The sequence below is a fragment of the Paenibacillus fonticola DSM 21315 genome (genome assembly GCF_000381905.1).
In the GTDB taxonomy this organism is placed as follows: Bacteria; Bacillota; Bacilli; order Paenibacillales; family Paenibacillaceae; genus Fontibacillus; species Fontibacillus fonticola.
The window spans coordinates 236,026-252,967 of the sequence record NZ_KB907245.1 but is presented as its reverse complement, the minus strand read 5'-3'; the positions used below and the strand labels follow the sequence as shown (position 1 = coordinate 252,967).

Genomic DNA, 16,942 nt, shown 5'->3' with positions numbered 1-16,942 from the left:
AACGTATATGAAACCGATAGTCAGAGAGCATATCCAGCAATTGGACGTATCGCTAGGCGGAGGCATCGTCAGCGACAAAATCCGCGTCGATACGATCGACAATCCGATCCTCATCATCGGCCTGGGCGGCACGGGGATCGATGCTTTGCTTCGCTTGAAATATCAGATTAACCGCCGCTTTAGGCTGCCGGAGGACCCGTTGTCCAAGAAGAAGCGCGAGAAGCCTGACAACGTGGAATTTCTGGCGTTCGAGACGAACGAGCAGGACCGTACGAAGCGGTACAAAGGAATCGGGCTCGACCCGATCAATGAATTCGTTCTGCTGTCCAATCCGGAAATCGGCGGGCTGCTGCAGAACCGGAGCATTTTGGAGCCCTATATTACCGATTGGCTGTCCCCGGAGCTCAGCATCACCGACGGCATGAACGGGGCAGCAGGCGTACGGCAGGCCGGACGGCTGCTGCTGTTCACGAAGATCAATCAGGTCGTGCAGGCGATCGACAAGAAAATCAAAACGCTGTCGGTAGGCACGAACAAGAAGCTGATGGTATTCCTGCTGACCGGTTTGTCCGGCGGAACGGGAAGCGGCTGCTTCCTCGACATCGCCTATATCGTGCGGGGCATCATCGAGCGTGATCACGGCTCAGCCGGGATCGACCGGGTGAATACGCTTGGCTATTTGTTCACGCCGGACATCAACCTGTCCAACAAGAGCCTGAGCGAGCATACGCGCGAGTACATCAAGAAGAACGGCTATGCGGCGCTGAAAGAGCTGGATTACTGGATGAACGTGGACAGCCGCAATGAGCGGTTCAAGCAGCAGTACGGCAACATTCTGACCGTTAATTCCCCGCTGCCGCCGTTCAATCTGTGCCACTTGATCTCGGCGACGAATACCGAGGGCAAGCTGCTGGAGAACGCCTATGACTATTGCATGAACGTCACCGCCGAGAACATTACGAACTTTATGGCGAGTGAAGAGAAGCAGTCTGGCGAGGAATTTGCGATTCATGACTATATCAGCAATATTCGCACGAACATCGCGCAAATGAACAAGATGTATCCGGCGAACTATGAATACAACATTATCGGGGCCTCCTCTGCGGTGCTGCCGATCGAAGAAATGACGACGTATTTGGCGTACCGTCTGTTCGGCAAAATGGAGAAAATGTTCCAGCATGCGCCGAGCCAGGAAAATGTCGAGACGTTTGCCCGCAAGCTGGGCATCGACCTCGAGAGCATGATCAAGACGTTCGAGTCCCGCGTTCCCGAGCCGCTGCCCGGCTATGAGAACAGCGAGCGGCTGAGCTTTGCCAATGTGGTGAAGTCCCAGGTCGTGAACATGGATACGGAGCTGGAGCAGACTTTTCTGGCCCGGGCAAGAGAGGAATATATCAAGGCGAAGAAGCAGCTGCCTGGCGAGGTGCTGGAGCAGTTCAGCGAGCAGATCCGCCGCTTGTTCCTCCATCCGGAGCAAGGCCCGTTCTATGTGTCCCGTTTGATCTACACGGAAAAAGGCTTCTGCCTGCTGAAAATGCTTCTGTCCTACATCGAGGCGCTGCGCGAGAACCTGCTGCGCATTCCGCGCGATATCGAAGCGGCGCAGGATCATGCCCACGAGAAGCTGGGCGACGCGAAGAGCGCATTCGTCTCCAAGGAGAAGAAGAAAAACGCTTATATCGAGGCGAAAATTCATGAATATTGGCTGCATGCGGACGTGGAGCGCACGGAGCAAATGATCGAATTTTACGAGGACTTGTACCAGCTGTTGAATCAGGAAAATAACCGGATTTACAGCGTATTTACGGAAATTCTGAACGCGCTGAGCTCGATTTTTGCCAAGAACGGGGACATTCTGACGAGCGGCGATGAGCAAATCGATCATAAAGGCAACAAGACGTACTACTGGAATATTGTCAGTGTTCCGGATATTTCCAGTGTCGTCAGCGGCATCATGGACAAGAAAGATGTCGACGACCTGATCCGCGATTTCTCCCTGGAGCTGCTGAACAATTCGAACCAATGGGTGAAGGAGCAGGAGATCGATATTGTTAGCTCCATCTCCGACTTCCTGAGCGAGAAATTCGGCGATCTGATTACGAAGTCGATGGAGGATTTCCTGGTCATCAAATACGGGCAGGACGAGTCGATCGAGAAGTTCGTCGAGCGCTTCATTGCCAGCAAGCTGGATGAGGAGGCGGTTCCGGTCTTCCATCTGTCGAACAGCACGGGCAATCTGCATTTCCCTTCCTGGGGCTTCGTCTCCGTTCCAGTGCAGGCGCCGAGCATCCTCAAAGGGATCCGCAACTACCAGAACAATGCGGTCGGCAAATCGCATTTCACGGTCAAGGAAAGCGAAGTGAAGAACCGGATTTTCTGGCTGAATACGCGCAACGGGGTGCCGCTGTTCGTCTATACGCCGCTGAAGGTGTATGAGGAGAGCTATGAGCGGACGATTCTCGATAAGGAAGGAATCGGGCGCCACCTGGTGCAGACGGACAAGAACAACTGGACGTACCTGCCTTCGCCGATCCCGGAGAAATCATGGGGCGACACGTATGCCAACTCGCGGGTACAGAGCTATAATGCACGCGTACGCGAGGAGTTTTCCAAAGCGCTTGAGCTGAAGGTTATCGTGGAAAAAGACGCCGACCACAATACGAGCAACCGCTATTCGGCGGTGTTTACGAAGCCGTTCGATTTGGAGAGCAAGCTGGCGGCCTATGACATGCGCCTGGACGCGCCGAAGCCGAATTTGGGCGAAGTGAAGCGTGCGGTGGTCGAGCTCAGACGCCTGCTGGCTGAAGGGCTGCCGCAAGAGGGCGACAAGGATATTTTCGGCAGCATCAGCGAGGACCTGGCCAAGGAGAACCTGATCCGTTCTCCGGAGCTGATCGCCCGCGTGCGGCAGGAGATCGCCAAGTACGACGAGATTGCGGCGATGGCCGCGAAGCTCGATGCGGTGCTGGAGCAGCACCAGGACGAGGAGAAGTGGCTGGAGCAGTTCATCGAGGCGATCTACACCGGCACGATTGCGAAAAAAGGCGCCCTCTACGTCTACGACCGTGATCCGGAGGAAGAGGCGTGGGAGCCGTTCGCCAATTTGATGAAGAGCCGTAATTACGTGGAATACGAAGTGTTCACGCATTTCCGCGGATTGGACGAGAAGAGTCTCAGCGCCTTGATGCGTAAAGCATCGCGCCGCGACGCGGAACTGACGGCTAGCGAGGATGTCGGGCCGCTGCTGCAAACGCTGGATGAGCTGGCCGAACAATTCCAGGAGGGGCGGGACTCGCTGGAATACGAGAAGGTGGAGTTGGCTAACGGGGAAGAGATGTACCAGTTCTACAGACAGGTCACCGCGAAGCTGAACGACATTCGCAGAAGGTTGAAATAATGGTCAGACAGAAGCTGGAGCAATTCGCCGCTGCCTATGACCGGGCGGAGGAGCGCAGCACGGGCCTGGGCGATGACCAGAGCAGCATTCATTATCCCGCGGTGTTTCTGTTTATAGGCGACAAAAGTAAAGAGGCTATTGAGCCGATCATGCAGATGAACGAGAAAAAATGGGAGAACAGCGAGGGCTTGATCTACATTCACGTTGGGGCGGAGGGTGGTCCTGCCGCTGGCTCGGCGGGGATACCGGGCGGGGCCGGCTTGCATGCGCAGGGTGGGCGGCAGCCAGATCAAGAGCCGGCAGTACCCTATGGGCAGCCGACGCCATCCGGTACGGCGGGAATGCAAGGGTGGAGCGGATTCAGTCCGTCTGGTGCTTCATCCTCGCCCCGCCTGCTGCACTACCGCACTCCGGTCACGGTAGAGGAGGGCTCAGCTGCGCCAGCCGCGCGCCGCGACATCTATCGGCAGTTCTATGAGGAAGCCGGGAGCCTGCCGGAGCTGAACCGGGTGCTGCGGCAGGCCAGCGGCGCTCTCGCCGAGTATGGGAGGCTGTACCCGTCCTTTGACCGGGTCCGCCTCTCGATCATTACGCGGGTCGATGACCCGCTTAATGTGTTTGTCCCGGAAATATCGCTTCTGGCTGAAGCGATATTCCGGCAGTCGTTCAAGGCGGTGCAGCTCGATCTGTACGCCTTGATCAGCGAGCGCGAGGGCGCGGAGGCCTTTGGCTACAGCAGCTCGCTTGGCGTGGCGTTCCTCCGCGAGCTGGAGCTGATGCAGCAGCCGGATTACGAATTCAGCGCCCCGCTTCACGTGACGGAGGACGGCATCTCGATTCCGGTTACCCATTCGCCGTCCCCGCTGTTCGATCTCGTCTACGTGCTGTCGGACCGGGATGAGCGGGGAATCGCCTCATTGGATGGTATGCAGAGCTGCTACGAGATCATTTCGCATATCAGCCTGCTGAAGAACAGGCATCAGACGGAACAGGCCTGGGCTGCGAACAACCCGGCTTACAATAATACTTCGTTCAAAAACAATATCATGACGGAATCGGGCCGCCAGGGCTTAGTCTCCGCCGGGTTATCCCGAGTGAAGCGGCCAAACCAATCGATCGCCCTCGCCGTGCTCTATCACTTCTACCGCGGCTTGCTGGAGCGGATGAAGCAGGAGCCGCCGCTGACCACTGCCGAGAAGCTGAGCTTCTTCGGTCTGGATGGGGCGGCTCTGGAGCGGGCGGCGATGAGCATGCTTCCTTCCGGGGAAGGCCTCGGCGAAATGCACGGCCTGATGACGAACGATGTCAGCTACGGGGCCGCGCGCAAGCTTTCGCTGAAGGAGGCGGAGGAGACGCTGTTTGGCGGCGGAGGCGAGGCATTCTTCCGCCGTAATTTCGAGGAGGAGGCCGCTCGCCATCTGAAGGAATTTGAGGCGGCCCAATGGCTCGATCAGGCGGTGACGCGGTCGCTTGAACAGCGGCCAGACGTACAAATTTACACCTTGGCCGCCTGGACGGGCGACGGGGACGAGGATGCGGGCGTTGCTGCCCACCTGCGCAACAGCCGCCGTGAGGCGGAGCTGCAGCTGGCTTCGGCGAAGGCCGAGTTGGAGCAGTTCCGCCAGGGACGGGTGGAGGAGCAGTCTTTTCCGCGCGTTCCGCTCATGGACCGGCATAATTTGCGCAGCCTGATCCGCTATTTGTTCGACAATGTGTATTCCCGCAAAAGGGACATTCTGCTGCTGGAAACGCGGCTGAAGCTGATCGCGAAGCTGGAGGACGCGCTGCAGGCGCTGCATGGCCGGTACCGCGCCGAGATTGCCCAGCTGGAGTCGCTGGAGCGGGACCTGCGCGATACAGCGCTTGGCAGCATTAGGACGGCGGATGATTATATCGGCCAGAACATTATGGAGTATTACGAGCGGGTGACTGCAGATTTGATGGAGCAGTGGGAAACGAAGCGGGGGCGGCATGCGTTTTTTGCTGAAAGTGCTCTCGGCGACTCGCGCCGGCTGATGGAGAACGGACCGGAAGGGCTGGCGGATCGGCTGATCGAGGTCTGCAAGCAGACGATCCTGGCTTCACCGCTGTTCAAGCGGACGTTCGAGGAAGAACTGCTGCAGCGGGCCAACGTGACGGTCGAGTACGGCAACAAGACAGTTCTGACCAAGGAGGAGCTGTTCAAGAAGCTGTACCGTATTTTGGAGGACAACGCCGCGATCCAGGTTCGCTTGTACGACTATACGCAGGAGCACCGCTACGAGGAGAAGTATGTGTTCGGCGATTATACGAGCGAGCTCGTGCGCCATATTTTTCAGGCTGACGAGACGTCGCGGATTTACAAGCTGGGCTGTGTGCATGAGCAAAGAAGCAGCGGCCTGGAGAAGCTCAATCTGATGGGCGGCTTCCACATTGAGGACTTAATGTATTATCTGAATGGAAAAGTCTATTATGAAACCTATTCGCAGAACGGTTATGAATTTCACGGAATAGATCGGGCTTTGCTGCCCAAGCTGCGTTAATCGCCTGCGTAGACTTGCTGTGTTCCCTCGGATGGTGTTATAACCGTGCCGGAGGGGGTCTGGCATATATAAAAATTGTGGGAAGGAAGTAACGTATATGCAGCGTAAAATTAACTGGCTATTGGTGCTGTTCAGCCTCATTGGCGGGGCAGTCGGATTTGTGATCGGCGAGGTGCTGCTGGGCCGGCTAACCGGCCGGCTGCCGGGAATTTTGCTCATCGGGCTCTATTTCGGCATTCTCGCCCTTTCGATCGGCCTGTTCTGCTTGATTGCGGAAATCATTTCACCGCGGCTGAACGGCATATCCTGGCGGCAAAGATATATGGGCACCTCATGGAAGCTGCTCGTTCCGGCCACGCTCGTCATGCTGCTCCTGGCAGGAACAGCGTTCGAATTCATTTATGAGCTGAATGTCGGCCGCGCTAAGACGGTGAAGGACATTGTGCTTATCATCGACAACTCCGGAAGCATGATGGAGACGGACCCGGACGATCTGCGCTATGAGGCGGCTAAATCGTTCGTGGATCAGATGGACAGCAGTAAGCAGGTGGCGGTCATTGTATTCAATGACGATCCCGAATTGATCCAGCCCTTTGTCCGCGTTCGCGATCAAGGGGTGAAGAATGAGGTGCACGCCGCGATTGACGCGCTTGAATCGACGAATTTTGGCACGGATATTGCCTTGGCGCTGGAATCCGGGATGGAGCAGATCAAAGGGCTGAACAGCTCCAGCGGCGCGATGGCAATTTTGCTGTCCGACGGCTTCAGCGACGTGAATACGGCGCAAGTGCTTGCCGATTATCGGAGCAGGGGAGTTGTTGTGAATACGGTGGGCTTGGGATTAAGCCGCTATGGCAATTCCGAAGGGGCTTCATTGCTTAAAGAGATCGCGAGCCAGACTGGCGGACGATATTATGACGAAGCGGATGCGGCCAACCTATCCTTCGTCTTCCAGCAAATTTACGACAATTTGGACGAACGTATGCTGGTGACAGAGCGCACCGGTTTGATGGAGCACAGCGTGTATTATATGATCTTGAGAATCGTGCTGATCCTGGCGCTCGGGGCACTAATGGGCTTGTCGCTTGGCCTCATGTTCGATAACCGCTATTTGGCCAAAAGCTTCACGATCGGCGGGGCCGTTGCCGGCCTGCTTGCCGGTCTGCTGCTGGAGTTCGGCCTGAACGGCTCACTTGTCGGCGACGCGCTGCTGAGGCTGCTCGCCTGCCTTATCCTGGCCGCGGTGATGACAGTGTTCACTGTCGTCGTGCCGATGAGCGAGAACGGAGTCCGCACCGGCATCCGCCGTAGAGGCGCTGCTGTCCGGGATGCGGCTGCGGGGTATACAGAGCCGGCGCGGGATCGGCGCAGCAGAGGATTTTAAAGGACTTTAAAGGCATAAGGGGGCATAGCAATGCGTTTTATTGAAGCAGAGGAAGGCTTGCCGCTGATCACACAGCTGAGCTACAAGCTTGATGAGGATCAATGCCTGATCCGCTGGCAATGGCCCGAAGGCCTGCAGGCGGTTTATATCGACGAGAGAGCGGCGGACCGGGGCTTGTACGGAGAGAGTGATCATGCCCCGCAGCCTGGGGAGCTGAGGCTGTATACCCGCGAGGAGTATAAGGCGGCAGGCGGGTACCGCGACCGGATCGACCAGGTCGGTCTGGTGCGTTATACCGTGTATGCCTGCATTATGGAGCACGGGGAGAAGCTGCTTATTCGCCAGCCGGGGTCGGAGAATACGGTGGAGATCAGTACCGGACGGGCAAAAATCCGCTATTCGATCCGGCAGAAGAGCAGCCTGCTGCGTAAATACAAGACGGTGCAAATTTCGGTGCTCGCCGAGGTGGAGGTCCCTAAGGAAGCGTTATGCTATGTGAAAAAGCAGGACAGCTATCCGGCCAGCATGGAGGACGGGACGGTGTACCCTTTTCTCCGGGATTTCCCGGCGGGAAGAAGCACCTTGCCCGTCATCGAGGTCGGCAAGAACGATTACGTGCGGCTATTTTTTACGGACGGCCGCAAGTATGGCCGATTTTTCGAGCTGATTCCCGAATAAGCACCGCAAGCGAGGAGGAATGAACGATGGGCTTGTTTGATTTGTTCAAGAGAAAACCGCAGGCCGAGCCGCGGCCGTTGTTTTACGATATTGTCTGCCCTTACTGCTTCAGCAAGTTCGCGCCGGATGAGGTCGTCTTCCGGGCGACTCATTACCGCGAGGATGATGAGGATTATGCGCTGCGCGAGGACGAAGTGCTGAACAGATACAGGGAGCGCTTCGGACTGGACATCGTCTATGATATGGAGGCGGTGCTGCGTCCCCAGGACGTTCCGCCGGAGCATCTGATTTATTCCGATCATGTCCTGATTGGGCTGAACGACCGATATGGCGAGGTGACGCGGCGCAGGCTGTGTCCGAGCTGCCATAACGAGCTGCCGGTGACGGCGGGCAAAGTGCCGAGCAACATCATTTCGATCGTCGGCGCCTCCCAGGTGGGGAAATCCGTATACATGACCGCATTGATCCATACGCTGCAAAATACGACTGCCGACCATTTCGACGCGGCCTGCATGCCGCTGAATGCGGAGATCAGCCGCAAATTCCGCACGATGTATGAGGAGCCGCTGTTCGAGCGCGGCGATTTGCTGGCCTCCACGCAGAAGGAGAAAATGCAGGAGCCGTTTATTTTCCAATTCGTGTTCAAGGATGAGTCGAAGCCGCCGCTGACGCTGGTCTTTTTCGACGTCGCCGGAGAGGGGATGGTGGATCAGGACTATCTGGGCCTGCAGGGACAGCATATTAAAAATTCCTCAGCGCTGCTGTTTATGGTTGATCCGCTGCAAATCCGCTCGATTCGCGAGAAAATCCGCATCAATGTCGGGGATAAGCCGGGCGATTTGGTGTCGCAATATGATGAACCGCGGGACGTCGTGCTGACGATGTTCGGGGACTTCATCGCCTACGAGGATCAGGGCAAGACGGATATTCCGACCGCCGTCGTGCTGACCAAAAGCGACATGCTGCACTCTCTGAAGGACGAAGAGGGTGAGTATATCAAATCGAATAGCAATATTTTCAATAATGCAGTGCATCGCAAATATTTCAATTTGACCGAGTTCGAGAACATTGACGGGGAAATTCGCCGCTTCATCGAAAAGGTCGATCGCCCGTTCAAAGGTACGATGGATGTGTATTTCAAGGACACGGGCTATTTCGCGGTATCCGCGCTCGGCAGCAATCCGGTGGATCAGAAGCTGCAGGACGTGGTACAGCCGATCCGCGTGGACGAACCGTTCATTTGGCTGCTGTATAAGCTGAAGTATATTGAGGGGAGAGAAATGTCTTGAGCATGAAGCGATTATCTCCCGATTTGATTCAGCAGCAGATTTATACCCGGGAGCGCAGCGGGATTTTTCGGGCGACGGAAGGGTTTGACACGGTAGCGGCCTCAGACGGGCTGGATGCGGTTTTTATCAAAAAACAGCTGCATCCGTTCTGCGGCTACGATGCGCCCGCGGAGCTCGTCTCCCGGGGCGAGAAGGACGATGCCAGCTATCCGCCTGCGATCCATCTGTTCCATACAGAGGGCGGCGATACGGTGCTGGGGCGCAGCCTGTATCAGTCGGCGGATTTCACCGGCCTGCGCAGCGCCTTTCTGACGCATAACTACATCATTCCGGCCGCGCGGCAGGATGAGATCGTCACTCGTTACCGCGATTATATTGAAGCGGCTTTCGCGGAGAGGTACGTCACGGAGATCGGCCGGCAGCTGCCGGAGCTTGAGCACATTCCGCAGAACCCGCGTTATGCGCAGGAGGGTCTTCCGCGCCTGATGGCCGAGAAGCTGCTGCATGAGCTGAAGCTGGACGAGAAAACCTTCAAGCGGCTGTTGTTCGCGGTCATGACCGCGGTAGGCGAGGGCCGGAAGAAAGTTTATGTCGCCCTGGACGTACCGGCGGAGCAAATTTCGGCAGCGGCCTCCGCGCTCGTTCAGGTGCTGTATGCCTGCCTGCCGTTCGAGCAGCGTCGCCGCCTCGGCTTCATCACGTATGCGAAGGAGCCGCAAAGCCGCAAGTTCATCCATCTGCAATTTGTGGAGCGCGGCAGCATCCGGCCGAACGACAGGGAGATCGAGAAGGACTACGTGTTTGATCTCGCCACTGGCCGTGCGCCGCAGGATGAGCTGGAAGAAGGAAGACAGCCGTATCTTGAGATGGTCTGGAAGGCGATCGGAGATTTGGAGCGGCTGCAGGAGTTCCACCGTTTCGCGGATGAGATGCTGGCGGGCATGGAGCCGCAGCGGCGCCTGCTGCTGTCCAGCTATCATGAGCTGGCCGTGTTCTATCAGATCGAAGCCGGAAATTGGGACTTATACGAGGCTCATAAAATGACCGTGCTACGGGGCTTGCTGAGTTATTTGGAGCCTGCGGGCGCTTTGGAATCGCGTATCCGGCTGAATGATATTTTCCTTGCTGCCTTTGACCGGGAATTCGATGCGGTGAAGCAGCGGAACCTGCCTGACTTGGCCGTCGTGGAATGCTTCAGGGACTACTATCGCCTGGAGAGCACAAGCTACGGCATCAAGCTGATTAATTATTTGATTCATGCAATTAATAGCTCACTAATGGGGGACAAGCCTGAGCTGGCCCGCCCGTTGTATGGTGTTGTTGAGAGCCAGCCGGAGCTGAGCAAGACGTTTTTTGAACTCGTACTGAAGCACGAAGAGCTGAAAGGCGCGTTATTCGAGCCTTATATTCGTGCTAAGTTCGAAGAAGCGCGAGGGTCGCGGGAAGTGCTGAATACAGTGCATAACTGGGCCGTTACACATCCGGGCGTATTGCGGAACGGGGCTTTTAAGGAGTACGCAGTTGCCGCTCTGACAGACAAGCTGCGGAAGGAACAGCAGCTGCTGGCAGCGGTACATATGGTGCTGGAGCATATCCGCAAATGGGGACGAACCCCGGTGACGGACCGCGGCATGACCTTGGCGGATTCCGAGCTGGCGGAAAATCTGTCGCTTGCGGCCAAACGGGTGCTGCTGGATGAGCTGGAGCTGGAACAATTAACGCGGGAGCAGGTAACAGATGCGGAGTTTCTGGCCCGGCCGGATGCTTTTGCCGGACTGCTGTTTGAGGGCAAGCAGCGCAATCATGTCGATATGCTGCAAGCGTTGTACGAATGGTTTGCCCAGCGTGAGGCTGCGGAAAACATTTTTGACGGTTTGCCTTCGGCGGACGTAGGGCGGTTGCAGCAGCTGGGCAAAAAATGGCTGCAATCCACGGTTGAGCTGGCCCAGTTCGGTAAAATCGTACTGGCCTTCTACGATACCAAATCCGGCCAGATTGATTACAAGGCGCTGCTGGATTACCTGCAGCGGAACGCGAAGGACCCGGAGAAGATTTACGAGTTCATGCTCTGGTCGCAGGGACAGCCGTTGTTTGCCCATGACCGTGGTATCGTTCCTGGTTACACGGCGGCGCTGCTGGATTATTTCAAAACGCATGACCGGACCGCCTTCAAGAACAGGGACTACCGGATCCGCTATTTCGATAAAGCGGGAGCGCCTCTCGCCGCGGTATTTGCCAAAATACGCCTGGAGCTGTCCTCGCCGTTCAAGCGATTTTTGGCACAGAACGGGAAAAAGGTGAGAATGAGCGCGATTGTTTTGCTGGCTGGTCTTGTGGTCATTGCAGGCATGTTACTCGTCATGCAGCAGCAAGGCATGCTTGGCGGCGCCAAACCGCCGACAGAGGCCACCCCTTCTCCTACTCCAGTTACGGAGCCTGAGGTACTTGTGTATGCCGACCAGGTGACAGGCACTGATGGTGCAGAGACGACTTCGCTAGTGTTTCTTTTTGCCGGGGCAGAGAAGTGCAAGTCGTTTGATCCCGCGGCAATGTCGATCAAAGCACCGGACCAGACCGTTCAGCAGTTTGCGAATTTGAAATTCGACGCTTACTGTGTGGATGGAACCGGCGCTGCCGGGGACTCGGCTGAAAATGGGGCGAGCAGCGGGGCTGACGGTTCGGATTCGAACAGCAGTGGTGACGGAAGTGGAGCAGAGGGATCCGGGACGAACGGTACTGACGGCGCTAGCGGCACTGGTGGTAGTAACAGCAGTAACAGCACTAACAGCAGTAACAGCACTAACAGCAGTAACAGCACTAACAGCAGTAATGGCACTGGCGGTACTAATGGTTCGGCAGCAGGCAGTGCTGGCTCGGCGGCGAATGAGGCAACGGGCAGTAGTGCAAATGCGAATGGTGCGGCAGGCAGTACCGGGGCCGGTGATGACGCAGTCGGTAATGGCGGAGTTGGCAATAGATCCGCTAGCAATGCTGTAACAAGCCATGGTCCGGCAGGCTCTGGAGATTCGACGGAAACAACGGATGGCCCTGCTGGGAACGCTGGAGGACAAGGATCACAAGCTCCGCAAAACGGCCAAGGTGGCTCAGGTGATCAAGCTGCTCAAGCTGATCAAGGAGCTGGAACAAGCGGCCAAGCCGGGACATCGGGAACGAATGCATCGGGGAACGGACAAGCTGGTGATTCGAATTCGGCGCAACCGGAAGGTGCTGCTAACGATGGCTCCAACGGAAAGACTAACGGCGAAACAAAGCCCGTGTACTCTTCCCGTGTTACGGTCTCTTTAGGACAGAAGGTGGATATTCCGGCAGGTAGTGTGATAAAGGTAGGCGATCAGCAATATACGGTCATTACCCGCGAGGAAGCGGAGGCCAGGGCTGGACAGAACGGACAGTTGGAGCCTGTACAGCCGGAGATTGATACGGTTCAGCCTTAGTATAGGACAAATCATTTTTAATGATGGAGCAAATCAGCCTAACGTGAAACAATAGAGAATTCGCGAATAGCGCCTTAGGAATAATGTCAGAAGGACAAATACAGTGCCTGAAGCCGTTGTTTCCATAACTGCGCAATGGTACACTGTTTTTATCTAAAAGTTAGGGGGATTTGGAGTGCAGAAGCTTGTTTTTTTTGTAGGGGTAGCTGGTACAGGGAAAACTACAGTTGCCCGCAAGATCGCTGACCGGATTCCGGCGGCTTTTCTGGATCGGGATACCGTAGGCGGAAGGTTCGTTGAGAAAATTTTGGAGATGAACGGCCTGGACGTGAACGACCGTGACTCCGATTTTTATAAGAAGCATCTCCGCGATCTGGAGTACGACACAACCAAGGATATTTGCATCGAGAATCTGGCCGCAGGGCAGAACGTGTTCATGATCTCTCCCTTTACGGCTGAATTGAAGAACAAGCAGTGGATTGAAGACGTAATCTCCGCAGCAGGCCTCACGAAAAACGAAGTTGACGTGAAGGTAATCGTCGTCACGCTAAGCGATATGGAAACGCAGAAACAACGCATCATCGACCGTCAAACCGAACGGGATACTTGGAAGCTGGAGCATTGGGACGATTTCAAGCACCGCGTTCAGTTTGTTCCAGAGATAAATTGGGACATTCCAAAGTCCTCGATTCTTGTGTTCGATAACAGCGGCGATTTGACGAAGGAAAAGATTGAAACTGTGTATGAGTTTGTGAAGGCTGCTAACCGTTAAGCAGGATAACGCTGCCCTATTGGGGTGGCGTTTTTTTGTTGGTATGGGGGTGTCGATTTAGTAGTTATAAAGTAGATGAGGAGAGCATTGTTTTTTCCCAACCGCAGTTGGCAGATTAGTTTGTAAAAGCCTTGTGTATCAAGGACTTCAATTGTTATTCTCTTAAATTTATACAAAAGTACTTTCGGTTGAGAAAATTTTGCGAATCCCTTGCGGCTGTAGTAGACTTTGTATATCGAGGTTTTTAAAAAGCTTGATTTTACTAGTCTTGAACCGTAACAAGTGATGTATTGAAATCTTGGCTGTGTGGTGGAACAAGCATGAGTCTGTCGCCTTGAACCGTAACAAGTGATGTATTGAAATTATTCTGATAGGAGATAGGCTATATCCTTGAGAGCACTTAGACCGTAACAAGTGATGTGATTGAAATGTTGAAGCTTCGTCTTCAGCCCTGTGTACGCTGGGTCTTGAACATAACCAATGATGAATTGAAATTCATTATTATCTGAACACAGGGGGAAATAACTCCAAGCTAGCAACCTCAACCCTAAACAAAAAAGAGGGCCGAAGCCCTCTCCCCTAGCACTTACTCCACCGCCGCAGAGCGCGTAACCAGCAGATCATGCCCCTCGTGGCCCTCATTCTCTTTATCCTTCATGGACGAACTGCCTGCTGCTTTCATTCTCCATTTCATATGCTCCGGATATCCATAAGATCCATGCTCGCTGAGGTCGAGGCCCATGACCTCTTCTTCTTGCGTTACGCGTAGGCCCATTAGTTTTTTCATTGCCCAAAGGATAGAGAGGGAGAGAATGAAGACGAAGGCGAATGTGCCGACGACGCCAAGGATTTGCACACCCAATTGCCCGAGTCCGCCGCCGTAGAATAGTCCTGCTTGGCCGACTCCGGTGCTTTCCACCAGCTTCGGAGTAGCGAATAACCCTGTGGAGATGGCCCCCCATACTCCGGCAATACCGTGAACCGAAGCAGCGGCGATCGGATCATCAATGCCAGCCCGCTCAATCCATCTTCCTGCAAAAAATGTAATCATACCCGCTACCGCACCGATCAGGATCGAGGCCCAGGTATCGACAAAGGCACAAGAACCAGTAATAGCTACAAGCGCGCCCAATACGCCATTCAACATACTTGGGATATCCGATTTACCTCGAACTATCCAAGAAATGAGAAGAGCAGCGATACCTCCAGCCGCGGCAGCCAAGTTTGTCGTCAAAAGCACGTACCCGAAAAATCCGTCATTCAGCGGAGTTAATGCACTGCCGGGATTAAAGCCAAACCAGCCGATCCACAAAATGATTACCCCAAGCACAGTAATGACTTGGTTATGTCCCGGAATGCTTTTGGGCTTCCCGTCTTGGCCGTATTTGCTCAGACGAGGCTTGAGCAGTATCGTTGCGGCGAGAGCAGCGGTTGCCCCTGTCAAGTGAACCACGGTAGATCCGGCATAGTCCTGCATCCCAAGGCTTCCCAACCAGCCGCCGCCCCAGACCCAGTGGGTGACCATCGGATAAATAATTATTGTAAAAAGAGCTCCGAACACGATATATACGCTCAACCTCGCCCGTTCAGCCATCCCCCCGCAAGCGATAGCCAGCGATACCGCGGCAAAGGCCATTTGGAACAGAAACATCAGATTCAGAGGGACGCCAATGTCCGATAGAACACGAAATGAACCGATGTCACCTTCACCGCCAAATAGGTACCCCGTCATTCCTAAAAGCCTGTTCCCATCGCCAAAAGCGAAACCAAACCCGAAAGCCCACCAGGACAGAATAGCTACGCCTAGAGTAAGCATCGTTTTGCCGGCGACATGACCAGCGTTCTTCATACGCACGTTTCCCGCTTCCAGTAAAGCAAATCCGGCCTGCATAAAAAAGACCAGCATCGCAGCCAGAAACACGAACAACGAGTTAAATCCAACTTCCATCATGATACCCACTCCTCCAATGTTATATGATCTAACAGGATTAAAATGATAATGAAATTATAAATGGAGGAGGCCCCGGGATTACATGCACTATTTTGCTTTTATTATATAGTATTACGCTAGAAATCTTCTTGAAACCGCTACGATTTATAACCATAACGGCATTCGTATAACAATCATTGTTTGTATTAATTTGCAGTATGCCACAATAGGCGAGGAAGTTTTTATAAAGGCGGAATAGTCGGACCCTGGAACGACCGAAAGTCTCCGTTTTTTCTGTATATAGGGAAATATTCTCCAAACTGCCGGAGAGATGGCATGGGAAGAGACAAAGAGTAGGATGGATGAGGGGGGCTTAGGGGAGATGGACTTCAAATGCTTTGAAGCAAGTTGAAGGATATTGGAGATTGATTTTGCGGGAACATCCAAAAGAAATTGTTTTTCTACTGCCTACAGTTATATTTGAGTTGATAAAGGCAAAGATCTTGGAACACAAGTGAAGCTAAAGGTTTGGAATCATTGTGAATTATTTTCAGACACAAAAGTAATTTGAGTAATAAAGCTGATCGGACTATTTTCAGGGTATTGCAAAGTAATTGTATACACTCCAGCACCAGGTATGTTCATTTCCACAGTAGTTATTTCATTTGCTTTATTGGGATTCAACTGTTTTGTAACCACGTAAGAAACTTGATCTTTATTTATGTTTGTTGGAATTAGATTTGTAGTCAATAGTTCTGCTGACAACAGGGGAGTAGCTTTCCATGGAGAGTGTCCTTCATTAACGCTGTTAATATCTTCTTCTGTAACGAAGCTTATTTCTCCGAATGCATAGTAGGGGATTTCTGTAACTTTATTTTGCAAAATATGGTCAGGTACCGAATAAATATTTAGCCGCTTTTGCTCCTTTACTGATGTTCCATCGTTCTCATCTTTAAATAAAATTTTTTGGGGAGCTGTGGACTGGACGGTCTGGTTTGAACTGGGTAGTTGACTTGCCGAGTTGGGTGCAAAAGTACAAGCTGTTAATGAAATAGCCAAAAAAGTACTAGGTAAAATTAATTTATATTTTATCATGATACCACTCCATTCTTTACTTACAAAATAATATGAGGGTTCGTGTCAGAAGATCGATAATAAATAATCATAGTATAAATTGGAGTGTAAATATTTACAAAAATTCATTGAAAATGAAAAAGATTTGCAACCTTTTAATGTTCTTACGAATGATTCTATGCTACATACATGTACTATACAATGATGTTCGCTCCGTCGTACTAGTTTATATAACATGAAGGCAACTCCGGGATAAATCCGAAGTTGCCTTTATTAAATAGGAGTTTATTGAAGAGGTGTCTGATCTGCATTATTGTTGTTAGTTTAGGTTGCCAGTTTATCGGGATGAGGAACTTTGTTCAGTACAGCTGCAAGTTGAAGGGATCGGAGCAAATCCGCTCAATGGATCTACTCCATACAAGGTTGTATAAAGCCTGCGCA

At 53.5% G+C, this 16,942-nt stretch carries 9 protein-coding genes; 7 read left to right on the top strand and 2 right to left on the bottom strand.

From position 1 onward, the window contains the following. Positions 1 to 7: 7 nt before the first annotated feature. From G358_RS0101100 to G358_RS0101070, 7 genes are all read left to right on the top strand, one after another. Positions 8 to 3,397, top strand: coding sequence for a tubulin-like doman-containing protein (locus G358_RS0101100; protein ID WP_019635352.1), 3,390 nt, complete (start codon positions 8 to 10; stop codon positions 3,395 to 3,397). Then, on the top strand, positions 3,397 to 5,919 hold the full coding sequence (locus G358_RS0101095) for a hypothetical protein (protein WP_019635351.1): 2,523 nt from the start codon (positions 3,397 to 3,399) through the stop codon (positions 5,917 to 5,919). Before G358_RS0101100 ends, G358_RS0101095 begins: the two co-directional genes overlap by 1 nt. Before the next feature lie 97 nt (positions 5,920 to 6,016). After that, on the top strand, positions 6,017 to 7,303 hold the full coding sequence (locus tag G358_RS0101090; protein ID WP_019635350.1) for a vWA domain-containing protein: 1,287 nt from the start codon (positions 6,017 to 6,019) through the stop codon (positions 7,301 to 7,303). Between the two features lie 30 nt (positions 7,304 to 7,333). Next, positions 7,334 to 7,981, top strand: coding sequence for a hypothetical protein (locus G358_RS0101085; protein ID WP_019635349.1), 648 nt, complete (start codon positions 7,334 to 7,336; stop codon positions 7,979 to 7,981). Positions 7,982 to 8,007: 26 nt separating this feature from the next. Continuing rightward, positions 8,008 to 9,270, top strand: a complete 1,263-nt coding sequence (locus tag G358_RS0101080; RefSeq protein WP_019635348.1) for a TRAFAC clade GTPase domain-containing protein — start codon at positions 8,008 to 8,010, stop codon at positions 9,268 to 9,270. Between the two features lie 2 nt (positions 9,271 to 9,272). Beyond that, the gene (locus tag G358_RS29275) at positions 9,273 to 12,725 is read left to right on the top strand and encodes a GAP1-N2 domain-containing protein (protein ID WP_240479916.1); all 3,453 of its coding nucleotides are present in this window, start codon (positions 9,273 to 9,275) and stop codon (positions 12,723 to 12,725) included. A gap of 175 nt (positions 12,726 to 12,900) precedes the next feature. Next, positions 12,901 to 13,497 carry a P-loop nucleotide/nucleoside kinase family protein gene (locus tag G358_RS0101070; protein WP_019635346.1) on the top strand — a complete coding sequence of 199 codons (597 nt, stop codon included), beginning with the start codon at positions 12,901 to 12,903 and terminating at the stop codon, positions 13,495 to 13,497. 586 nt (positions 13,498 to 14,083) lie between these two features. On the opposite strand, the gene G358_RS29270 is transcribed toward G358_RS0101070, so the two are convergent. After that, positions 14,084 to 15,466: an ammonium transporter gene (locus G358_RS29270; protein ID WP_420836039.1), complete on the bottom strand. Its 1,383-nt coding sequence runs from the start codon at positions 15,464 to 15,466 to the stop codon at positions 14,084 to 14,086. A gap of 495 nt (positions 15,467 to 15,961) precedes the next feature. Further along, entirely contained in the window at positions 15,962 to 16,522 is a 561-nt protein-coding gene (locus G358_RS0101060) for a hypothetical protein (RefSeq protein WP_019635344.1), read from the bottom strand. Positions 16,523 to 16,942: the final 420 nt, after the last annotated feature.